A 21,429-nucleotide genomic window follows, 5' to 3' on the forward strand; every position below is an offset into this window, starting at 1 on the left:
TTGAGCGTCGCGCCGCGAGAGCCCGTATCAAAGACCTGCGCCCTTGATCACTTCGGCCGCTGCCGGGTGATAGCCGAACTGCGAGATCGACGCGCCGAGCGCGCCGTCAAATGCCCCCATCGCCTTGTGAACGCCCTGAATTTCCTCCGGGTGCTCATAGATCGCCCGCGCCAGCAGCGCGACCATGGCCGGATCGGCATCTTCCGCCGCGATCAGAGCGGCCTGCGCGCCAAAGGTCTTCACCTCCTTGTCGAGCCAATCATAGGCCCCCGCCGGGATGGTCACGACCTTGGAGCCGAAATCTTCCTGCATCTTGGCGATCACATCATCAGGCACCGACAGCAGCGTAAGTTCGCGCGCCTCGGCGATGGATTTGATCGACCCGCTGCCGACGAAAGTGGCGTTGACCCAGGTGTCGGCCTTGCCGTCCTGCATCACTTCCGAGGCCGTTTTCGACCCCTGAAACTGCACGCTGCCGCCATTGGCCTCGATCTGCTCAAAGCTCGATCCCGCAAGCTCGAGCGCTTTTTCCGCCAGAATCGACGGCAGGATGCCACGCCGGTTCACCACGAGATCATATTTGCCGGTAAACCCGGCAAGATCGGCGATGGACGAGATGTTGTTTTCCTCGGCAAAGGCCTTGTCGGTCACCCATTGCATCGGCGCCCAATCATAGAGCAGCGAGATCGCCGCCACGCCGGTGGTCGGCTCTTTGAAGGGTTCGTCGCCCCGCGCCGCGATCACCACCTCGCCGATATGGACGATGGCCACATCGCATTTGCCCTGTTTGAGCTGCACGATATTGGCAAAGCCGCCGCTCGAGGTCTGATAGGTCACCGTGCTCTCCGGCTCGATCTGGCGCACCGCCTTGTCGAGCCCCGCCCCCAACAGCGACCAGAGCCCGCCGGGACTGCCGCCGCAAAGGGTGATGTTGCTCGCGGCCATGGCGGCCCCGGATCCGAGAAGCGTCGCCACCGCAGCGGCGGCAACTCTCTGTAAGACAAGCTTGGTCATGGGGTTGGTCTCCTGTTGGAAAGACGATTATTTTATTGTTATTATTGTTAGCCTACGAACGACTGTACTCGCGAGTCAACATTTTTGTGATTTTCCTGCGCTACCACGCGATTATTCTATACGGATGACAATCCCGGCACGCCAGAACCGGAATGTCACCCCGACCCAGAGGGAGATGTCATGACCGACCGCTTTTCGCCCACCGATCCCACCGGCATAGAAACCGTCTTGGACGCCCGCACAAGGCGTATCGGCTCTTGGGGCGAGTTGCAGGAGGTCTTGCTCGAGGATGCGTGGAACCCGCGCATGTTACGCCACCGCTCGCATCATCTCTTTCGCGGCCATTCCCGCGCCGATGTGCCGCTGTCCTCGGGGCTCTCGCGCCATGACGGGCGGCAGGTGGTGCTGGAAAAACACCTGCTGCGCAATTTCAAGAAATACGCCCGCTCCCATCTCGAACCGAACGAGCATGAGCCGTCGAACTTCTGGCACTGGATCGCGCTGGCCCAGCACCACGGGCTGCCGACGCGGCTCTTGGACTGGACCTATTCGCCGCTCATCGCCGCCCATTTCGCCTGTTGGGATTTCCAGGAATTCGACCGCGATGGCGCCATCTGGATGGTCGACAGCCACCGCGCCCATGATCTTCTCTCCGACAATCTCCGGGGTCTGCTGCGGGCGCAGGGCGCGCATGTCTTCACCGATGAAATGCTCTCGGAAGAGATCGCCAGTTTCGAGGAACTCAGCGCCCCGCAGCGCAACACCGCCGGGCAGGTCCTCTTCTTTGAACCGCCCTCGCTCAGCGCCCGGATCGTCAACCAATACGCCTGTTTCTCGGTGCAGATCGGCGAGGCCGGAAGCCTCGACAGCTGGCTCTGCGACAATCCCAACATCTGGCAAAAAGTGGTGATCCCGGCGGAACTCAAATGGGAAATCCGCGACAAGCTCGACCAGTCGAACATCACCGAACGGGTGCTCTTTCCGGGGCTCGACGGGCTCTGCGCCTGGCTGAGCCGTCAATATTACCCGCGCCCGCCGCAGGAATAGCCTAGTCTACAAAGGCCCGTTCCACCACAAAGGTCGCGGGCTTGTTATTCGCCCCCTCCTCAAGCCCGAACGCCTCGAGCTGCGCCTTGGTGTCGCGCAGCATCATCATCGAACCGCAGATCATGCCGCGATCCGTCTCGGGCGCAATCGGCGGCACGCCGAGATCCTCGAAGATCTTCCCACTTTCCATGAGATCGGTGATCCGCCCCGTCACCGGAAACACCTCGCGCGTCACAGAGCAATAATGCCGCAGCTGCGCCCGCGCCATCTCGCCCACCAGGGGATCGTCTTGCAGCGCCGCCACCAACTCCTGCCCATAGCGCAGCTCGGCCACTTGCCGACAGGTATGGGTGAGGATCACCTCATCGAATTTCTCATAGGTCTCCGGGTCGCGAATGAGCGACGCAAAAGGCGCGATCCCGGTGCCGGTCGAGAACATATAGAGCCGCTTGCCCGGCAAGAGCGCATCATTGACCAGCGTCCCCGTCGGCTTGCGCCGCATCAGCACCGTATCGCCCTCTCGCAGCTTCTGAAGATGCTGGGTCAGCGGCCCATCGGGCACTTTGATCGAGAAAAACTCGATCTCCTCATCCCAGGACGGGCTGGCGATGGAATAGGCGCGAAACACCGGCTTTTCCGCATTGGGCAGACCGATCATCACAAACTCGCCCGACCGGAACCGGAAACTCGCAGGCCGGGTGATGCGAAACCGAAAGAGGTGATCGGTGTAATGCCGCACCTCGGTCACCGTCTCGGCAAAGACACCGGCGGGAATGGCAAAGTCTTGGGGCTTCACAGGCTGGGCAATCTCATCCATGTCTGACGCTTTCCGGCTTGATTATTTGTTAGCCTACTAATGACTATCAAGCCCCACACCCCCTGTCAACTCCGGCCGCCTCCCCCGAACGCAAAAGGCGCGCCCCGGTGGGAACGCGCCTTTCGCTGTGACGGTCACTTGGGGCTTAACGCAACCCGTCCTTACCCTCGGCCTCCCCGGCGGTGAGCCCACCCACCCGCGGCAGCGGCCGACCACTATCGGTCACCGCAATCGCCACGAGGATTTCATTGGCCCGCGGCGCATCGCTGATGCGGATTTCGATCCCGTCGAAATGGCTCCGCACATAGGCCGCATCCTTATGTCCCAACGACACGTCGAGATCCTGCCCCATGCCGCCCCGCTTCTTGGACGAGGGCACCAGCGCCGCGCCCTTCTCGACCGCCTTGCGCAGCGGCGCGCCCATCTTGGGATGCAGGATCGCCGCGGCATGTTCCAGCTCGCCGTTTTCGCCCACCATCGCCGCCTTGCCATAGCTCTCGGCCTGCTCTGGCCGAATGCCGAGCGCCTTGACGCATTTCTCGCCCAGAAGCGCGCCAAGCTCCTCGCCCACCTCCATCAGAAGGCTCAGATCCTCGACATATTCCCCGGCATAGGGGTTCTCGATCACCGCCGCCGCCACCGCCTTGCGGGTGGCGGGGCTGATCTCGCGCCCGCCCTCTATATGGGTCTCTTCGACAAAAACGGCCGTTTTCCTGATCTTGGCTTTCATCGCAATCCATCCTCTCCCTTGATCTCCGACGCGGCGAGCCCGCCCGCCCGCGCGTGAATACGCGGCCCGGTGGTCATCACCAGCGCCACCAGCATTTCATCGGCACGCGGCGCATCGTTGAGCCCGAGCTCCATACTGTCGAAATGGCTGCGCACATAGCTCGCGTCGATATGGGTGATCGGCACGTCGATCCGCACCCCCGGCCCGCCGAGCTTTTTCGACGAGGGCACAATCGCCTTGGCCCCGCCCAGGACCTCGCGCATCGCATAGCCCCCCGGCGCATGCCAGAGCGCGCCATGCTCAAGCTCACCGCCCTCGCCCACCACCGACGCCTTGCCATAGCCCTCGATGGCCTCCGCCCCGCCAAGCGCCTCGGCGAGCCGTTCCGCCAGTTGCAGACCCAGCGGGCGAAGATCGTCCATAAAGGGCTGAATATCCGGCTCATAGCGCCCGGCATAGGGGTTCTTCACCACCGCCAGCGCCGCCCCGCGCAACAAAGGCGTGTCCGCCACCGGCCCGCCCTCATGGTGGATTTCCTCGACCACAACCATGGTCTTGCGTATCTTAAGCATCGACATCTGCATGCCCCTCCAATTCTGCAATTGCACCGGACCCGATGACCCGTGCCTGCCCTTGCAAACACAGCATCGCGCCCTTGATCCGACCCTCGGCCAGCATACGCTCGGCCCGCTTGGCCCCCTCGGCCAGCGCCATCTCGATCTCATCACCCGACAGGCGCGGCACCCCGGTGACCACAAGCCGCGCGCCGAGATCACTGTCAGGCGCGAGATCACAGGCCGGGGCGCGGCTGATCCGCGGATGCTGCGGCAGATCGACCGCATTGGCAATCAGCGTCGCCGCCACATCCGCATCCGCCGCCGTCGCCGCCAGCACCGTCACGCTCTCGGCAATGCCGCACGACAGGCTGCGCCCGCCCTGGCCGCTGGTGGCGATACCGCCGACCCCATCGCCGCCGCGCACCGAGACATGGCCAAGGATACGCCCCTCGCGGCTGCTGATCGCCACGCGGTAGCGCTGACCTTCCGTGAGGCCCAGCGCAATATCGCCGCCATTGTTGACAAAGGCCCGGCTGAGCGGCGCGGCATGGCGCATCGCATCGAGCACCTCATCGGCCACCGCCCCTGCCACCGCCGCCATTGGCGTGACAAACCCGTGCTCGGCATGCGCGGCCACGGCGCAGGCCATGCGCTGCGCCACCGGGCCCTGCACCGGCGCGATGGGCGCGGCCCGGCGCAATTCCGGCAGCTCATCCACCAAAGCCTCTAGCAAACCTTCAAAGACGCCCTGAGCCGCCGCAAAAGCCGCCTTGCGCAACGCCGCAGGCTCGGCCTCGATCAACAGGTCAATCGGCCCGTGCTGCAGATGCAGCCGCTCTGGTGCCGCGTCCCCCACCTAGCCCTCGTCGTCCCAGCGGAAATTATGCCGCGCCACCGGGTTCGCATCGGGATCAATCCGCGCCACCCGCCGCGCGCCCTCGGGGATCGCATCGGCGAGCGGGCGCACATGATCGGCATGACCGCCGAGCGTGATATAATCGCTGAGCCGCATGGTGAACTCGATCGGCGCGACCAGCGCCGGGGTCGGCACATAGCCGAAACTGTTGGGCGGCATGTCGAGCACATCGGCCATCACCGTGATCCCGCCGCCGGGCCAGACATAGGCATCGGCCCCGCCACAGGAGACATGGGTGAGCGACTGTTTCACCGACCGGGTGAGCCGCACCGGGTTCTCCGTGACGCCCGCGCGCAGCGACCCGCCCGCGCCGCCCATGAAGAGCACCGAACAAAGCGACGGCTCGCAATTCTCCGCGATCCGCTCGACCGATTGCTGCAACGCCTCTGGCAACGGCTTTGCCACCGGCTCCAACGCCGCGTCGAGCTCGAAATAGGCATATTGCTCGCCCGTGGTCGACACCATCAAGAGCCGCAGCCCCTCCCAGGCGAGCTTAGCATCGGCTGGCTTGAGAATGGTCAGCGGGTCGTCAATATCCGTCCCGCCCCAGCCGGTGCCGGGATTGGCCACTTGAAAATACCGCCCCGGCGTCGAGCGGCGGCCATTGATCTTGATCCCCGTCGGCTTCACGTCAAGCATCTTGCCCGCCTGATGCTCTGACAGAACCCCCGTGATATGGTCATCGACCACGATCACCTCATCGACATGATCGACCCATTGCGAGGCAAACATGCCGATGGTCGCGGAGCCACAACCGACCCGCATGAGCCGCTCCGGCTCGCCATTGACGATGGGCGGCTCACCGGCCTGCACGACCAATGTCGCGCCTTCGTCGATGGTCATCTCCACCGCCTCGCGATTGCACAGTTTGAGCAACGCGTCACAGGTCACCCGGCCCTCTTTCTTGGACCCGCCGGTGAGATGTTCGACCCCGCCAAGCGACAGCATTTTCGAGCCGTATTCGCTGGTCATCACATGGCCCACCGGCTCGCCATCGACGCGCACCACCGCGCGCTCATGGCCGATGAACCGATCCGTGTCGATCTTCACCTTGACGCCGCAATAGCTGAAAATGCCCTCGGTCACGATGGTCACCATATCGGCGCCATTGACCTCCTGGCTCACGATAAATGGCGCGGGCTTGTAATCGGGATAGGTGGTGCCGGCGCCCACCGCCGTGACAAAGGGGCGTTGCGACTGAACCAGATCGCCATCCCAATCCATACCATCGCCATCCTTGAGAAAAGGCACCGCCTTGGCGCCGCTCTCGATCGTGTTCTCGATGATGGTCAACGGGTCGAGCCGGACGAGCTTGCCGCCCTCATTGCCATAGCGGTCACAGGCCCCCGACCGCCCTTCGGCGATAAAGCACAGGACCGGGCAGGCATCACAGCGGATTTTCTCCGGCGCCTCACGCTTGCTCTCAACCATTCTTGTCCCCTTTCAACGCAGCCGCCAGTTTCGACGGCGTCACCGGCACCGACCGCATCCGCACCCCGGTGGCATGGGCAATCGCATTGAGAAGCGCGGGCGCCGTCGGGATCAGCACATGTTCGCCAAGCCCCTTGGCCCCATAGGGCCCATGCGCATCCGGCACTTCGATGATGAGCGACTGCACCGGAGGAATGTCGCCAATGGTCGGGATCAGATAATCATGCAGGTTCTCTGTCCGCCCCGGCAGGTATTCCTCCATCAGCGCCATGCCGAGCCCCTGCGCAATGCCGCCCTCGATCTGGCCTTCGACCAGCATCGGGTTGATCGCCCGCCCGACATCATGCGCCGCCACGAATTTCCGCGCCCGCACGGTGCCAAGCCGCGTGTCCACCTCGACCATCGCCAAATGCGCGGCATAGCCGAACTGGGCATAGGGCTCGCCCTGCCCGTTCTCGTCGAGCGGCTTGGTCGGCGGGTCATAGGTCTCTTCGGCCCGCATCACATAGCCCAGATCATCCACCGGCAGCGCCCCGAGGTCGAGCCGCTGCTGCCGCCCGTTCTCTTCGGCCACAACCGCCCCCGCCTCAAAGCGCAGCACCGCGCCCTCGCCCGCGTTTATCGCGCGCAGGATCTCACCGCGCAGCGCCGCGCCACAGAGCTTGGCCGCATTGCCCGACACAAAGGTCTGACGCGAGGCCGAGGTCTTGCCGGCATCCGGCGTCACATCCGTATCCGCCCCGATCAGCACAAGGCGATCCGCCGCGAGGCCCAAGGCGCTGGCAAAGACCTGCGAGATGACCGTATTCGCCCCCTGCCCGATATCCATCGCGCCCTGATGCAGCACCACCTGCCCATCCGGGCGCAGCCCGGCGCGGATCGTCGACGGGTTCGGCAGCGAAGTGTTGCCACAGCCGTACCAGCCCGCCGCCACACCTACGCCACGCCGCAAAGGCCCGGCTTGGTCGCGGTTGAACGCCTCCGCCTCGGCGCGCAGCTCGGCCCAGGCCGGGCGCAGCGCCTCGAGACAGGCGCCGATGCCGACGCCCTGCCCGAACACCTGCCCGCAGACCGTCGGCACCCCATCGCGCAGCGCGTTCTGAATGCGAAACTCCAGCGGATCACGCCCGAGCTTGCCCGCCAATTCGTCAAACAGGCTCTCTTGCGCAATCGCCGCCTGCGGCACGCCAAAGCCGCGAAACGCCCCCGAGGGCGGGCAATGGGTGTGAATGCCCCGCGCCTCGGCCCGATAATCGCCAAGCTGATAGGGCCCCGAGGCATGGACCGGCACCCGGTTGGCCACAGTCGGCCCCCAGGACGCATAGGCCCCGGTGTTGAAGTCCCCGTCAAAGGCAAAGCCACAGAGCCGCCCCTCGCCATCCGCCCCGATCCGCAGATGGATCTGCGACGGGTGGCGCTTGGTGGTCGATTGCATCGATTCCGTGCGGCTGTAGGCGATGCGCACCGGCTGCCCGGTCTTCAGCGCCGCCAGCGCGAGGAAGGGCTGCACCGAGATATCGAGCTTGGAGCCAAAGCCGCCGCCAACGCCCGTCGGCACGATGCGAATGCGGCTGCGATCCATCCCGAGAATGATCTCCAGCGCCTCGAGATCCATCACCGGCGCTTGCGTGCAGGCATGGATTTCGACCTTGTCGCCCGCCATCTGGGCAAACCCCGCCTCCGGCTCGATATAGGCATGTTCGACGAAGCCGCTCTCGAACCGGCCCTCGACCACCACCTCGGCACGACCAAGCGCCGCCTCGGCATCACCCCGCGCGACAAAACCGGTGATCATCAGATTGCCCGCACGCCCCTCATGAAGCTGCGGTGCCCCTTCGGCCCGCGCCTCGGCCACGCCCATCACCGCCGGGCGCTCCTGCCAAGTCACCGGGAAATCGCCCTGCGCAAACTCGCGCCGCGCCTCGGGTGTCAGCACCACCGCCGCCACCGCCTCGCCGCGAAACCGTGCCTCAGTTTCGGCAAAGACCGGCTGATCGGCAAAGGGCGGGATCACCCCGAAACAATTCTCGCCGGGAATATCCTCGGCGGTGAGCACCGCTACCACCCCCGGCGTCGCGGCGGCCCAAGCCTCCAGATCGCCAAATTCAAACCCGGCCCGCGCATGGGGCGAGCGGATCACCACCAGCTCGAGCGTGCCTTGCGGCGCCACATCATCGCCGAACCGCTCTTCGCCGCGCACCTTGGCCAACCCATCGAGCCGCCGGATCGCACCGCCGACCTCGGCCCGCCCATCCAGCCGTGGCGCGCGTCCGGCCACCGCGTCGATGATCTTGCGATAGCCGGTACAGCGGCACAAAACCCCGCCCAGCGCATCCTCGATCTGGGTGTCGCTCGGCGCAGGCTCTTCGCGCAACAGCGCCGTCGCCGACACCATCATCCCCGGCGTGCAGATCCCGCATTGCGCCGCGCCATGATCCTGGAACCGCTCCATCAGCGCTTGGGTGATCGGCTCGCGCTCGACCAGACCGGCGAGCGTCTCGACCCGCAGCCCCTGCACCTGATGCGCCGCCACCAGACAGGCGCAATGGTTCTCGCCCTCGATAAGCACCGAACAGGCCCCGCAATCGCCCGCGTCACAGCCGATCTTGACGTCGCGTCGCCCAAGCCTCTCGCGCAGGCTCTGCGACAGGCGTTCGCCCGCTTCCGGCGCGATCTCGACCGCCGCGCCATTGAGCGTGAACCCCAGTTTCACCTTGCTGATCGGATCAGTCATCGCCACACCCCTCGCAGGCAGAGAGAATTGCCCGACGGCAGAGCTCTGCCACCGCCTCGCGCCGATAGGCGCCGCTGCCGCGCACATCGTCAATCGGGCTGAGCGGCTGATAAAATGCCGGATCGTCAAACGCGAATGTTGCCAGATCCGCCGCCGTGACGCCGGTCAAGGCCGCCTCAAGCGCGGGCAGCCGCTGCGCCACCGGCGAGGCCGCCCCGACCGCGACGCGCGCCGTGCTGATGCGCCCCTCAGTCACACCAATCAGCGCCGAGACCATGGAAATGGAAATCACCAGATAGCGCCTGCTGCCGAGCTTTTCGAACCGGCCCACCGCGCCTTCGGGCAGCGCGGGCAGATGCAGGGACGTGACCATCTCACCGGGCCGCAGATCAATCTTGCGCACACCGGTGACAAACTCCTGCAAAGGCACCCGCCTCCGCGCGCCATGGGCCGCGATCTCGACCTCGGCCTCAAGGGTGAGCAACGGCGGCATCCCATCCGCCGCAGGCGAGGCGTTGCAGATATTGCCCGCCACCGTGCCACTGTTCTGGATCTGGATCGAGCCCACCTCGCGCGCCGCCGCCCGCAGCCCGGCAAAGGCCGGCGGCAGATCCATCCGCCAGACATCGCTCCACCGGGTCATCGCCCCGATCCGCCAGCCCGCGCCGTCGCGGGCAATCCCCCGCAACGCGGCAATCTGGCTCAGATCGAGAATGGGCTTGCGCCCCGGCCCCGCCCGGCCCGCCGGAAAGAAATCCGTCCCCCCGGCCAAAATATCCATCGTCCCGCCCTGCAGGGCGAGCAGCGCATCTTCGAGGCGATCGGGCGACAGGATAGACAGGTCAGGCACTCCCCAAGGCTTCTCCAGTTTCGTTAGTATGCTAACATAAATACTGAACCTAACCTGTCAACAGATTTCGCCAAGCTGCGGCCGCACCCGTGATGGGCCACAGCTTGGGCCTTGCCCTGTCAGATCATTTTGCGCAGCAGGCGCAGAAACCGTTCGGCCTCGGCCTTGGTGAGCGGCTCAAGCGTCTTGGCGGAAATCTCATGCCCCGCCCGATGCAGCCCGGCGATGAACGCCTCCTGCCCCGGCACCAGAGACAAAAGCGCCCGACGCTTGTCATTGGGATCGGGCCGCGACTGGATAAGCCCCTTGTCCTTGAGACGATCCACCACGCCCTTGGTGGTGGCAATATCCATCGCCACCTTGCGGCCAAGCTCGTTTTGCGAACATTCGCCGACCTCGGCCAGTCGCACCAGCGCGGCAAATTGCGTCGGCGTCAGATCGACATTGCTATTGGCGAGGAAGATCGCCGCGTGTCGTTGCGCGGCAAGCCGCATGAGATAACCGACCTGATCGTCGAGAACATACTGCGTTGCCTCAGATACTTCAGTCGTCATGCGGGTTTCCATCTTGTTTGACGCCCCATTCACTCACTCCTTTTCATACTCGTAACCTGTCACAAAACCGGTCCGCGGCTCAGGCCAAACACACAGGCCAGACGCCCACCGTTCTGCGAGGTTATCACAGGTTTCCAACTGCGCAACGTCTGGGGTTTGGCCCGGACCACGCAGGGCCTCTTGACCCACCCCGCCCGAGGGCGCGATGCTTGATCTTGCAATACAAGCTTTCGCCATTAGTATGCAAACAACTATTGCGTAGAATTTTTACCGCCTTGCGCCGGAGAGGATCAAGAGATGAGCGACACGCCCCAGAAACTGGTTATCCGCAATATCGGCCTTTTGTTGACCGGCAAGATCGAGGCCCCCATCGCCGATGGCGACTGCGTGATCGCGCTGGATGGCAAGATCAGCGAGATCGGCTATGAAAAAGACCTCGACACCGAGGGCGCCGATACGCTCATCGATGCTCATGGCGTGACCCTCGCACCGGGGCTGATCGACAGCCATGTGCACCCGGTGGTCGGCGACTACACCCCGCGCCAGCAACAGCTCCACTGGATCGACAGCACGCTGCACGGCGGTGTCACCACGATGATCTCGGCGGGCGAAGTCCACATGCCCGGCCGCCCCAAGGACATCATCGGGCTCAAGGCCATGGCGATCGCGGCGCAGCGCTGGTACGAGAATTTCCGCCCCTCCGACGTCAAGGTCCACGCCGGGGCGCCGGTGATCGAACACGGCATGGAAGAGCAGGATTTCAAAGATCTCGCCGACGCCGGTGTCAAATATCTCGGCGAGGTCGGTCTCGGCACCGTCAAGGATGGCAAGACCGCCCGGCAAATGGTTGATTGGGCTCGCAAATATGGCATTCAGTCCACCATCCACACCGGCGGCCCCTCGATCCCGGGCTCGGGTCTCATCGACGCCGATATGGTGCTCGAGACCGGCACCGATGTGGTCGGCCATATCAACGGCGGCCATTCCGCCCTGCCCGACGATCAGATCATCTGCCTCTGCGAAGGCTGCACCAAGGGGCTCGAGATCGTCCACAACGGCAATGAACGCGCGGCCCTTCTGACGCTCAACACCGCCCGCGAATTGGACAAGCTCGACCAGATCATCCTCGGCACCGACGGCCCCGCAGGCTCGGGCGTGCAGCCCTTGGGCATCCTGCGCATGGTCGCCATGCTGTCGAGCCTCGGCCATGTCGATGCGGCCACCGCCTTTTGCTTTGCCAATGGCAACACCGCCCGCCAGCGCGAGCTGGACGTAGGCCTGCTGGAACCCGGCTACAGCGCCGATTTCGTCCTGATGGATCAGGCCCAGCACGCCCCTGGCAAGGACCTCCTTGAATCGGTGAGCCTCGGCAACCTGCCCGGCATCGGCATGACCGTGATCGACGGCAAGGTCACCTCACAGCGCAGCCGCAACACGCCCCCCGCCGGCCGCATTCCCGAGATCGTGACCGGCTAGGCGGATCAAGGGCTTGTGACGCCCCGCAGGGCGGTTTAGCACGGGGGAAACGGGGCCTGCCCCGCCTCTCGTCCCGTGCCTGCCACAAGCCATAGCGATCCCCATGACCGACACCGCGCTCTCCCACGCGCCGGGCGACATCTCGCCCAATGCCGCGCTCTTTGCCCTCGCCCTGGGCGGTTTTGCCATCGGCACCACCGAATTTGCCTCGATGGCGCTCCTGCCCGATTTCGCCGCGCATTATGGCGTCTCCGAGGCCCGCGCCGCCGACGCCATCAGCGCCTATGCGCTGGGCGTGGTGGTGGGCGCGCCGGTGCTCGCCGTGGCCGGCGCGCGGCTGCGCAAACGGGCGATGCTGATCTGGCTGATGCTGGCCTTTGCCCTGTTCAACACGCTCTCCGCCCTCGCACCGAACTATGCGAGCTTCACGCTCACCCGGTTCCTCTCGGGCCTGCCGCATGGCGCTTATTTCGGCGTCTCGGCGCTGGTCGCGGCCTCGGTCGTGCCGCCTCACAAACGCGCCACGGCGGTGGCCTGGGTGATGATGGGGCTGACCATCGCCACCACGATCGGCGTCCCCGCCGCAAGCCTCATGAGCCAGATCACCGGCTGGCGCTCGGCCTATCTGCTGGTCGGCCTGCTGTCGCTCGCCACCGCCTTCGCCGTCTGGCGCAAGGCCCCCCCGAGCCCCGCCGACAGCGCCGCCTCGCCCCTGCGCGAGCTTTCCGCCCTGCGCAACCGGCAGGTCTGGCTCACGCTGGCCACAGGCGCGGTGGGCTTTGGCGGGTTCTTTGCGGTCTATACCTATATCGCCTCGACGGTGCAGACGACGCTCGGCGGCTCCGAGACCGCCGTGGCGGTGATGCTCGGCGTCGCGGGGCTTGGCATGACGGTGTTCAACCTGCTGGCAGGCGCGCTCGCCGACCGCCATCTCAACGCCAGCGCCTTTCTCTGCCTCGGGCTCGGCACGGTTTTGCTGCTGCTCTACCCAACGCTCGCCGCCTCAGGCCTCTGGCCGATGGCCCTCGGGCTCTTTGCCATCTGCGTGCTGGGCGGCATCTCGACGGTGCTGCAAATCCGGCTGATGTCGGTCGCGGGCGAGGCCCAGCAATTGGCCGCCTCGCTCCATCACGCGGCCTTCAACGTGGCCAATGCCGTCGGGCCGTTTCTCGCCGCCAAGGTGCTCTTGGCGGGCTACGGCTTTCCGGCCTCGGGCTATGTCGGCGCGGGCCTGTCGGCCGCTGGGCTCGCGATCTATATGCTGACCCTTTGGGACGCGCGCCGCTCGCCCCGCTCTTAAGCCCCGGCCAAGAAAAAAGGGCGCGGCCACCGGCCCCGCCCCTCTCTGTCTCATCCCTCTGGGGGCCTTAGCCCACCCGGTAATTCGGGCTCTCGCGGGTGATCTGCACGTCATGCACATGGCTCTCGCGGAGCCCCGCGCCGGTGATTTTCACGAATTCGCAATTCTGGCGCATCTCTTCGACCGTGGCACAGCCGGTATAGCCCATGGCCGCCCGCAGACCGCCGACGAGCTGATGGATCACCGCGCCTGCCGAACCCTTGTAAGGCACCTGCCCCTCGATCCCTTCGGGAACGAGCTTGTCGCTCGCCGCATCCTTCTGGAAATAGCGGTCGGCCGAGCCGCGCGCCATCGCCCCAAGGCTGCCCATGCCACGATAGCTCTTAAAGCTGCGGCCCTGATAGAGGATCACCTCACCGGGGCTTTCATCGGTCCCGGCGATCATGCTGCCGACCATGGCACAAGACGCCCCGGCGGCAATCGCCTTGGCGAAATCGCCCGAAAACTTGATGCCGCCATCGGCGATCACCGGCACATCGCCCGCCGCACGGGCGCAATCCATGATCGCGGTGAGCTGCGGCACACCGACGCCCGCCACCATCCGCGTGGTACAGATCGAGCCCGGCCCGATACCGACCTTGACCGCATCCGCGCCCGCATCGATGAGCGCACGGGTCGCCTCGGCAGTGGCCACATTGCCCGCGATCACCTGCACCTCATTGGACAGCGCCTTGGCGCGGCGCACCGCCTCGATCACACCGGCCGAATGGCCATGCGCCGTGTCGACGACGACAATATCAACACCCGCCCGGACGAGCTCCTCGGTCCGCTCGAACCCGCTGTCGCCAACGCTGGTGGCGGCGGCGACGCGCAGACGGCCCAGATCATCCTTGCAGGCGGTCGGGTTGAGCACCGCCTTTTCGGTGTCCTTGAGCGTCAACAGACCGGTGAGCTTGCCCTTGCCATCATGCACCAAGAGTTTTTCGATCCGCCGCGCCCGCATCAGGCTCTTGGCCTCTTCGAGATCGGCAGGCTCGGCCAGCATGGCGAGATTGTCGGAGGTCATCATCACCTTGACCGGCGTGTCATCGCTCTTGGCAAAACGCATGTCGCGGTTGGTGAGGATACCGACCACATGACCCTTTTCATCGACCACCGGAAAGCCCGTGAAATTATACCGCTCGACGAGCGCCTTGGCATCGGCCAACGTCTGATCGACGCGCAGCGTCACCGGGCTATAGACGATGCCGCTCTCAAAGCGTTTCACGCGACGCACTTCGCGGGCCTGCTCTTCGACGCCAAGGTTCTTGTGAATAACGCCCATGCCGCCCGCCTGCGCCATACAGATCGCCATCCGGCCTTCGGTCACCGTATCCATGGCCGAGCTGAGCAGCGGAATGTTGAGCGCAATGCTCTTGGTCACGCGGGTGCGCGTGTCGGCGGTGCTGGGCAGCACGCTGGACGCGGCCGGAACCAAAAGAACATCATCGAAGGTGAGAGCCTCACGAATCTCCATTGCGCATCTCCATGGCAGGGGTCGTTTGGCGCTTCCCTATTACACGGTCGGCCCGGAATGAAAAGGGCTTTCGCGGTTGCAGCATGATCCGGGCGCGGTCTAGTCTTTTGGCCATGGCGCGCGGGCCTTGGCAGGCGGGATCTGCAAAAGCGGCCGTGCGCCTTATGCCCAAGTGATTATCGACCGCATTCAGGATTTTCCCATGACCGCCTTTCTTGCCGCCGCCGCTGCCGCTCTGAGCCTTTCTTTTCCGACCATGCCCGCCTCGCCCGCCGCACCTGAGGTTCAGGTCTCCGGCGAGGGCTATTACGCCTCCGGCTGGCCCATCGCCCTGGCCGAGGCCGCCTGCGACGGGGATGAGCTCTGCCTGACCAAGCTCGCCAATTGCGGCCCGCGCAACGGCCATTGCTCGGCAGGCATCGCCCATTGCGAGATAAAACGCGGCCAGACCCTGCGCCTCTCGCGCCCATGCCCCATCGACCGCGTCGCGGGCCGCGCGGGCCGGGTGATCCTCATGACACTGCCCTCGGGCCGGGTCCGCACGCTGCTCTTTCAATCGAACGGCTTCGCCGCCATCGACGGAAACCCCGCGCGCCCGATCTCGCGCCACTGCCTGCAGCACCTCGTGCGCGGCGACATCCTCTGCGCCACACCGCTCAAGACCCGCGCCGATTTCGACCGCTGGGCCGCCCAGAACAAGTAACCGGCGCAGGTAAACTTCGCCCCCCAAACATTTGACCGGGCAAAGAAAAACGGAGGGCACCGCCCTCCGTATAGTTTCGCCGCTCAAGCTCACTCTATGTACCGCCCGGTTTCTGCCTGCGGCCTGAGCGCCGTCAGGGCGAGCGCACCCGCCCTGCTGGGCTGACCTGCGGACGGCTGCACAAAGTCCCGGTCTGGCCCTGTTCGTCGGGGCCGCGCGATGCCCGAGGGCACCGCGCGCTGGCCCCTTAGCTACACCCGCTGGTCGCCCCGCAGGTGTTGCATTTCATGCAGGTGCCGTTGCGCACCAGCGTGTAATTTCCGCAATCGCCACAGGGATCCCCCTCATAGCCCTGCATCTTGGCCTTGACCCGCGCATCCATGCCGGTGGCACTGCCTGCCGCAACCGCCGCCGCCGAGGTGGTCGTCGTCACCGTCGCGGTATTGGTTTCGGGCACCAAGGTCTGCAGCGTGCTCACCGGATCGCCCCCGGCGGCGCGGGCCACAGCCCCCTGCCCGCCATTGAGCACGACGAGCTCTTGCGGAAGCCGCTTGCGCAGATAGCCGGTCGAGCTGATCTGCTTGAGCACCTCAAGCGAGCGGTTGGCGGCATCATCGGTCATCTCGGTGATGTTGCGCACGCCCTCTTCCTCGCCCCGGCCCAGATCGTCAAAGCTCGCGCCCTGCGGTTTCACATGGGCCAGATCGGTCCGGTCGAGATAGCTCACCGCCAGCTCGCGGAAGATATAGTCGAGGATCGAGGTGGCGTTCTTGATGCTGTCATTGCCCTGCACCATGCCCGCGGGCTCAAACTTGGTGAAGGTAAAGGCATCGACGAACTCTTCGAGCGGCACGCCATATTGCAGGCCGACCGACACCGCGATGGCGAAATTGTTCATCATCGCCCGGAAGCCCGCGCCTTCCTTGTGCATGTCGATGAAGATCTCGCCGAGGCTGCCATCGCCATATTCACCGGTCCGCAGATAGACCTTGTGCCCGCCGACAATCGCCTTCTGGGTATAGCCCTTGCGGCGTTCCGGCATCTTCTCGCGGTGGCTCTTGACGATCTCCTTGACGATCACCTTCTCGACGATCTTCTCGGCGAGCACGGCGGCCTTCTCCTGCGGCGTGCCGCTCTCAAAGATCTCCTGCGCCTCGTCGTCATCCTCCACCAGGCTCGCGGCCAGCGGCTGGCTGAGCTTGGAGCCGTCACGATAGAGCGCATTGGCCTTCACACCGAGCGACCAGCTCAGCTCATAGGCTTTCTGGCAATCCTCGATCGTGGCGTCATTGGCCATGTTGATCGTCTTCGAGATCGCGCCCGAGATAAAGCTCTGCGCCGCCGCCATCATGGTGATGTGGCTGTTCACCCCGAGATAGCGCTTGCCCTTCTTGCCGCAGGGGTTGGCGCAATCGAAGATATGGTAATGCTCGGTCTTGAGATGCGGCGCGCCCTCAAGGGTCATGGTGCCGCAGACATGGTCATTGGCCGCGTCCACATCCGCCTTGGAATAGCCCAGATGCGCCAGCAGATCGAAGGTCGGATCGTTGAGCTTGGCCGCCGGAATGCCGAGCACGTTCTTGCAGAACTCCTCGCCCAGCGTCCATTGGTTAAAGACAAAGCGGATGTCAAAGGCACTGCCCAGCGCCGCGTCGATCTTTTCAAGCTCATGCGGACCAAAGCCATGCCCGACGAGCGAGGTGTGGTTGACCCCCGGCGCATTGCCGATGGTGCCATGACCGACCGCATAGGACACGATCTCTTCGATCTCGGCCGAGCCATAGCCGAGCTTTTCAAGCGCCGCCGGCACCGACCGGTTGATGATCTTGAAATAACCGCCCCCGGCGAGCTTCTTGAACTTCACCAGCGCGAAATCGGGCTCGATGCCGGTGGTGTCGCAATCCATCACCAGACCGATGGTGCCGGTGGGCGCGATCACGGTCGCCTGCGCGTTGCGATAGCCATGCTTCTCGCCGAGCGCCAGCGCCTCGTCCCAGCTCGCCATCGCCAGCTTGACCAGCGTCTGATCCGGGCAGTTCGCCAGATCGAGCGGCACCGGCTTCACCGCCAGCGCTTCATAGCCCTCGCTCGCGCCATAGGCGGCGTTGCGGTGGTTGCGAATGACGCGCAGCATATGCGCCGCGTTGCGCTCATAGCCTGCAAAGGGGCCAAGCTCACCGGCCATCTCGGCGCTGGTGGCATAGGCGACACCGGTCATCACCGCGGTCAGCGCGCCGCACATCGCCCGGCCCTCGTCGCTGTCATAACCGAGGCCCATGTTCATCAGCAGACCGCCGATATTGGCATAGCCGAGACCCAGCGTGCGGAACTCATAGCTGAGCTGTGCGATCTCTTTCGACGGGAATTGCGCCATCAGCACGCTGATCTCGAGCGTCATGGTCCAGAGCCGCGTGGCATGGACATAGGCATCGGCGTCGAACTGGCCATTCTTGAAGAAGGTCAGCAGGTTCATCGAGGCCAGGTTACAGGCCGTGTCGTCGAGGAACATATATTCCGAACACGGGTTCGAGCCGCGAATTTCGCCGTCTTCCGGGCAGGTGTGCCAGGCGTTCACCGTGTCATGGAACTGGATGCCGGGATCGGCACAGGCCCAGGCCGCGTGGCCCACGTCTTCCCACAGGTCGCGCGCCTTGATGGTCTTGGCGACGCTGCCATCGGTGCGGTTGATAAGCGCCCAATCGGCATCATCCTTGACCGCCTTGAGGAAGGCATCGGTGACCCGGATCGAGTTGTTCGAATTCTGCCCCGAGACGCTCGCATAGGCTTCGGAATCCCAGTCGGTGTCATAGGTCGGGAACTCGATGCTCTCATAGCCCTGCTTGGCATAGTCCAGCACCCGCTTGACGTAGGTCTCGGGGATCTGCACCTGTTTCGCGCCCCGGATGGCGGTCTTGAGCTGCTCGTTCTTCTTGGGGTCGACCGCGTCTTCGCTGCTGCCGTCCCAGGCGCGGATCGCCGAGAAGATGTCATTGAGCTTCATCTCATGCATCTTCGAGCCGGCAACGATCGACGCGACCTTCTGCTCTTCCTTGACCTTCCAGTTGATGAATTCCTGAATATCGGGGTGATCCGCGTCACAGATGACCATCTTGGCCGCCCGGCGCGTGGTGCCGCCCGATTTGATCGCGCCCGCCGCCCGGTCGCCGATCTTGAGGAACCCCATGAGGCCGCTCGACTTGCCGCCGCCCGAGAGGCTTTCGCCCTCGGCGCGCAGCGACGAGAAATTGGTGCCGGTGCCGCTGCCATATTTGAACAGCCGCGCCTCGCGCACCCACAGATCCATGATGCCGCCATCACCGACGAGGTCATCCGCAACCGACTGGATGAAACAGGCGTGCGGTTGCGGATGCTCGTAGGCGCTGCTCGATTTTGTCAGCTTGCCGGATTTGTGATCGACATAGTAATGGCCCTGGCTCGGACCATCGATGCCATAGGCCCAATGCAGGCCGGTGTTGAACCATTGCGGGCTGTTGGGCGCGGCCATCTGGCGCGCCAGCATAAAGCGCATTTCGTCGAAATAGGCGCGGGCATCCTCTTCGGTGGTGAAATAGCCACCTTTCCAGCCCCAATAGGCCCAGGCCCCTGCCAGCCGGTCGAACACCTGCTTGGCCGAAGTCTCACCGCCCTTTTCAACACCTTCCCCATCGGGGACCGAGCGCCACAGGAATTCCGGCACGCCCTTTTCGCGGACCTTCTTAAGACGTGCGGGAACACCTGCCTTGCGGAAATATTTCTGAGCGATCACATCGCTTGCGACCTGGCTCCAGCCTGCGGGCACTTCGACCTCGTCGAGCTTGAAGACGGTCGTGCCATCGGGGTTTCGGATTTCTGAACTCGTGGTGATAAAATCCAATGCCGCGTATGCGTCTTCGCCTGCCTTGGTAAATCTTCTATCGATTTTCATAACTATGCTGCCTCATGTCTTCAGCGTCCGAACCCAGACCCTGCCCGAGCGGACAGGCCCAAATAGATTGGCGAAAGACAAACGCACCCCGACGCCGAAACGACATGTTCCAAGCGCACAAACACAGGCCAGAGCCGAGCTCTGTAACAAGATTGGGTATTTGCCCCTCGCCGGCCGGCGCCACACTATATATTGTAGCTTGCCTACCGGCTCACACAACGTGGCGTATTTTACCTCGTTTGGTCAACGGGATTTTTATCCAATTCTCGGCAAAATAATCTTGACCCATGGGCTCTGCGCAACGCCGCCCGCCGATGGCTCCGATTCCTCCCCACCCCGCCTCTCGCAGCCCGCCGCGCCCCGGCCCGCGGGCGCAACCGTCGAAAGCTACGGTTTTCGGCAGGTTTAGCCGCGATGGCTCACCGGTTACACGAACCACCCCCCGGGTTATCCCCAGCCGGTGGACAGGTTGATTGAGGATAAGTTGTGCGCGAAAAAAATTTTCGCCCACGAACGGCTCTGGCCTCTGATCACGACGTGATCCGGGCGCGATCCGCGCCGGTGGCGGGGCAAAGTGATGTTATGTGGCAACGCTACATATAGTGTGCGCCACTCTCATCACTGCTATCTAAGGGATAAAAAGAGGATGGTCGGGGCGGCGAGATTCGAACTCACGACCCCCTGTACCCAAAACAGGTGCGCTACCAGACTGCGCCACGCCCCGGACCATGGCGGCTGTCTAGCGCCGAATCCCCTGATTGGAAAGTGCTAATTCGACAGCGCCTGATCGCAGCTGTCGCCCTGGATCGCCGGGTGGAAAATCCGCGTTCCGGGCACGATTCCCATCGCCTTGGCGAGGCCGCCGTTGATCTCCAGAACATATTGGATGCGGTTGCCGCCAAAGATCTGCCCCGTGTTCAACGGTTCGGCCATCTCATGGATGCGGCTGATCTCGCCGGTCTCGTCGGCAAAGAGAATATCGAGCGGGATATAGGTGTTCTTCATCCAGAAGGACACAGGCTTGGCTGTAGGGTAGACAAACAGCATCCCGGCACTGCGCGCCATGGATTTGCGAAACATCAGGCCTTGATTGCGTTCAGCCCGGTCATCGGCCACCTCGACGGTGAACCGCGCAGCTCCCCAGTCGCCGCGCAGATGAACCTGATCCTCGCGGCATTGTGCCGCCATCGCCGCCCCGGCCCACAGGCCAAGGACCGCGCCGAGGCTCAGTCTTCTGACAAGATTTTGGCTGCGCTTTCCCATCCGCGTACCTCCGTGGCCATGCGACCACGCTTACCTTCAATCACGCGAATCGCCAAGGCCTCGCCCGGCTGAAGATCGGCAAGCCCGGAGCGGCGCAGCACTTCGATATGCACGAAGACATCTTCTTCCCGGCCAAAGGTATTGGCAAAGCCGAACCCCTTGCCCTTGTCGAACCATTTGATCCGCGCCGGCTCAAGCGGCGCGTTGCGGATCACTTCGGGGTCTATATCCTCGAGATCGGCCAGTCCCGAATTCTCGATGAGATCCGGAGGGGTAATCTCATAAACGGTTACGGCCTGTTCGCCACGGTCCGTCTGCTGAACATCGAGCTCGATCCCGGCGTCATCCGCCACAGAGCTTTGCCCGAAGTTCCGAAGGACATTCGCATGCAGAAGAATGTCCTTACCACCTTCCTCGGCGACGACGAACCCAAAGCCCTTTACAGGGTCGAACCATTTAACACGTCCTCGGATTTTGCGAACGTTATCCGCCATTCATAGGTCTCTTTATACTTTGATATTTCATGCATGACAGTATCCCCCCCATGCAGGGGCAGATTGCTGTAAAGAAGCTCGAGTTGCAAGCATGTTAGTTGT

At 64.0% G+C, this 21,429-nt stretch carries 17 protein-coding genes and 1 tRNA gene; 4 read left to right on the plus strand and 14 right to left on the minus strand.

Going from position 1 to position 21,429, the window contains the following annotated elements; genetic code table 11:
• Positions 1-27 precede the first annotated feature (27 nt).
• Entirely contained in the window at positions 28-1,014 is a 987-nt protein-coding gene (locus tag WA237_RS08795; protein ID WP_336097381.1) for a TAXI family TRAP transporter solute-binding subunit, read from the minus strand.
• Positions 1,015-1,194: 180 nt separating this feature from the next.
• On the opposite strand from WA237_RS08795, the gene WA237_RS08800 reads away from it, so the two are divergent.
• Complete coding sequence (locus tag WA237_RS08800) at positions 1,195-2,061, plus strand: FRG domain-containing protein (protein ID WP_336097383.1); 867 nt, start codon at positions 1,195-1,197, stop codon at positions 2,059-2,061.
• Between the two features lies 1 nt (position 2,062).
• Here the strand turns inward: WA237_RS08800 and WA237_RS08805 are convergent, their stop codons facing one another.
• From WA237_RS08805 to WA237_RS08840, 8 genes are all read right to left on the minus strand, one after another.
• Positions 2,063-2,878 carry a ferredoxin--NADP reductase gene (locus WA237_RS08805; RefSeq protein WP_336097385.1) on the minus strand — a complete coding sequence of 272 codons (816 nt, stop codon included), beginning with the start codon at positions 2,876-2,878 and terminating at the stop codon, positions 2,063-2,065.
• A 145-nt stretch (positions 2,879-3,023) separates the two neighbouring features.
• Entirely contained in the window at positions 3,024-3,608 is a 585-nt protein-coding gene (locus WA237_RS08810; RefSeq protein ID WP_336097386.1) for an amino acid synthesis family protein, read from the minus strand.
• Entirely contained in the window at positions 3,605-4,186 is a 582-nt protein-coding gene (locus tag WA237_RS08815) for an amino acid synthesis family protein (RefSeq protein WP_040618592.1), read from the minus strand. The genes WA237_RS08810 and WA237_RS08815 overlap by 4 nt, the downstream gene beginning before the upstream one ends.
• Positions 4,173-5,021 carry a UPF0280 family protein gene (locus WA237_RS08820; RefSeq protein ID WP_336097387.1) on the minus strand — a complete coding sequence of 283 codons (849 nt, stop codon included), beginning with the start codon at positions 5,019-5,021 and terminating at the stop codon, positions 4,173-4,175. The genes WA237_RS08815 and WA237_RS08820 overlap by 14 nt, the downstream gene beginning before the upstream one ends.
• Positions 5,022-6,512, minus strand: coding sequence for a 6-hydroxynicotinate reductase (locus tag WA237_RS08825; protein ID WP_336097388.1), 1,491 nt, complete (start codon positions 6,510-6,512; stop codon positions 5,022-5,024).
• Complete coding sequence (locus tag WA237_RS08830) at positions 6,505-9,246, minus strand: molybdopterin-dependent oxidoreductase (protein WP_336097389.1); 2,742 nt, start codon at positions 9,244-9,246, stop codon at positions 6,505-6,507. The genes WA237_RS08825 and WA237_RS08830 overlap by 8 nt, the downstream gene beginning before the upstream one ends.
• A complete protein-coding gene (locus WA237_RS08835) occupies positions 9,239-10,087 on the minus strand; it encodes an FAD binding domain-containing protein (RefSeq protein ID WP_442970256.1) in 849 nt (282 codons plus the stop codon). Before WA237_RS08835 ends, WA237_RS08830 begins: the two co-directional genes overlap by 8 nt.
• 128 nt (positions 10,088-10,215) lie before the next feature.
• Positions 10,216-10,650, minus strand: coding sequence for a MarR family winged helix-turn-helix transcriptional regulator (locus tag WA237_RS08840; protein ID WP_336097391.1), 435 nt, complete (start codon positions 10,648-10,650; stop codon positions 10,216-10,218).
• Between the two features lie 297 nt (positions 10,651-10,947).
• On the opposite strand from WA237_RS08840, the gene WA237_RS08845 reads away from it, so the two are divergent.
• Positions 10,948-12,126, plus strand: coding sequence for an amidohydrolase family protein (locus tag WA237_RS08845; protein ID WP_336097392.1), 1,179 nt, complete (start codon positions 10,948-10,950; stop codon positions 12,124-12,126).
• Between the two features lie 103 nt (positions 12,127-12,229).
• A complete protein-coding gene (locus WA237_RS08850; RefSeq protein ID WP_336097394.1) occupies positions 12,230-13,426 on the plus strand; it encodes an MFS transporter in 1,197 nt (398 codons plus the stop codon).
• Positions 13,427-13,493: 67 nt separating this feature from the next.
• Here WA237_RS08850 and guaB read toward each other — a convergent pair whose 3' ends face one another.
• Entirely contained in the window at positions 13,494-14,942 is a 1,449-nt protein-coding gene (guaB, locus tag WA237_RS08855; RefSeq protein ID WP_216017246.1) for an IMP dehydrogenase, read from the minus strand.
• A gap of 202 nt (positions 14,943-15,144) precedes the next feature.
• Here guaB and WA237_RS08860 point away from each other — a divergent pair, with 202 nt between their 5' ends.
• Positions 15,145-15,645 (plus strand): hypothetical protein, encoded by a 501-nt coding sequence (locus WA237_RS08860; protein WP_336097395.1) that lies wholly within the window; start codon positions 15,145-15,147, stop codon positions 15,643-15,645.
• A 247-nt stretch (positions 15,646-15,892) separates the two neighbouring features.
• On the opposite strand, the gene WA237_RS08865 is transcribed toward WA237_RS08860, so the two are convergent.
• The 4 genes from WA237_RS08865 to WA237_RS08880 all read right to left on the minus strand — a co-directional run bounded on the left by WA237_RS08865 (position 15,893) and on the right by WA237_RS08880 (position 21,327).
• Complete coding sequence (locus WA237_RS08865; RefSeq protein WP_336097397.1) at positions 15,893-19,570, minus strand: vitamin B12-dependent ribonucleotide reductase; 3,678 nt, start codon at positions 19,568-19,570, stop codon at positions 15,893-15,895.
• A 647-nt stretch (positions 19,571-20,217) separates the two neighbouring features.
• Positions 20,218-20,294: transfer RNA gene (locus WA237_RS08870), tRNA-Pro, on the minus strand.
• A 44-nt stretch (positions 20,295-20,338) separates the two neighbouring features.
• Complete coding sequence (locus WA237_RS08875) at positions 20,339-20,833, minus strand: DUF192 domain-containing protein (RefSeq protein WP_040618111.1); 495 nt, start codon at positions 20,831-20,833, stop codon at positions 20,339-20,341.
• On the minus strand, positions 20,797-21,327 hold the full coding sequence (locus WA237_RS08880) for a cold-shock protein (RefSeq protein ID WP_040618110.1): 531 nt from the start codon (positions 21,325-21,327) through the stop codon (positions 20,797-20,799). Before WA237_RS08880 ends, WA237_RS08875 begins: the two co-directional genes overlap by 37 nt.
• Positions 21,328-21,429 lie beyond the last annotated feature (102 nt).

This window comes from Roseovarius sp. CH_XMU1461, assembly GCF_037027165.1.
Classification (GTDB): Bacteria; Pseudomonadota; Alphaproteobacteria; order Rhodobacterales; family Rhodobacteraceae; genus Roseovarius; species Roseovarius nubinhibens.

Bases quoted from the DNA above. Each gene is read 5' to 3' on its own strand.
- WA237_RS08815 (WP_040618592.1), bottom strand. From the start codon at position 4,186: ATGTCGATGCTTAAGATACGCAAGACCATGGTTGTGGTCGAGGAAATC.
- WA237_RS08860 (WP_336097395.1), top strand. From the start codon at position 15,145: ATGACCGCCTTTCTTGCCGCCGCCGCTGCCGCTCTGAGCCTTTCTTTT.
- WA237_RS08800 (WP_336097383.1), top strand. From the start codon at position 1,195: ATGACCGACCGCTTTTCGCCCACCGATCCCACCGGCATAGAAACCGTC.
- WA237_RS08795 (WP_336097381.1), bottom strand. From the start codon at position 1,014: ATGACCAAGCTTGTCTTACAGAGAGTTGCCGCCGCTGCGGTGGCGACG.
- WA237_RS08840 (WP_336097391.1), bottom strand. From the start codon at position 10,650: ATGACGACTGAAGTATCTGAGGCAACGCAGTATGTTCTCGACGATCAG.
- WA237_RS08865 (WP_336097397.1), bottom strand. From the start codon at position 19,570: ATGAAAATCGATAGAAGATTTACCAAGGCAGGCGAAGACGCATACGCG.
- WA237_RS08830 (WP_336097389.1), bottom strand. From the start codon at position 9,246: ATGACTGATCCGATCAGCAAGGTGAAACTGGGGTTCACGCTCAATGGC.
- WA237_RS08850 (WP_336097394.1), top strand. From the start codon at position 12,230: ATGACCGACACCGCGCTCTCCCACGCGCCGGGCGACATCTCGCCCAAT.
- WA237_RS08880 (WP_040618110.1), bottom strand. From the start codon at position 21,327: ATGGCGGATAACGTTCGCAAAATCCGAGGACGTGTTAAATGGTTCGAC.
- WA237_RS08845 (WP_336097392.1), top strand. From the start codon at position 10,948: ATGAGCGACACGCCCCAGAAACTGGTTATCCGCAATATCGGCCTTTTG.
- WA237_RS08805 (WP_336097385.1), bottom strand. From the start codon at position 2,878: ATGGATGAGATTGCCCAGCCTGTGAAGCCCCAAGACTTTGCCATTCCC.
- WA237_RS08810 (WP_336097386.1), bottom strand. From the start codon at position 3,608: ATGAAAGCCAAGATCAGGAAAACGGCCGTTTTTGTCGAAGAGACCCAT.
- WA237_RS08875 (WP_040618111.1), bottom strand. From the start codon at position 20,833: ATGGGAAAGCGCAGCCAAAATCTTGTCAGAAGACTGAGCCTCGGCGCG.
- guaB (WP_216017246.1), bottom strand. From the start codon at position 14,942: ATGGAGATTCGTGAGGCTCTCACCTTCGATGATGTTCTTTTGGTTCCG.
- WA237_RS08825 (WP_336097388.1), bottom strand. From the start codon at position 6,512: ATGGTTGAGAGCAAGCGTGAGGCGCCGGAGAAAATCCGCTGTGATGCC.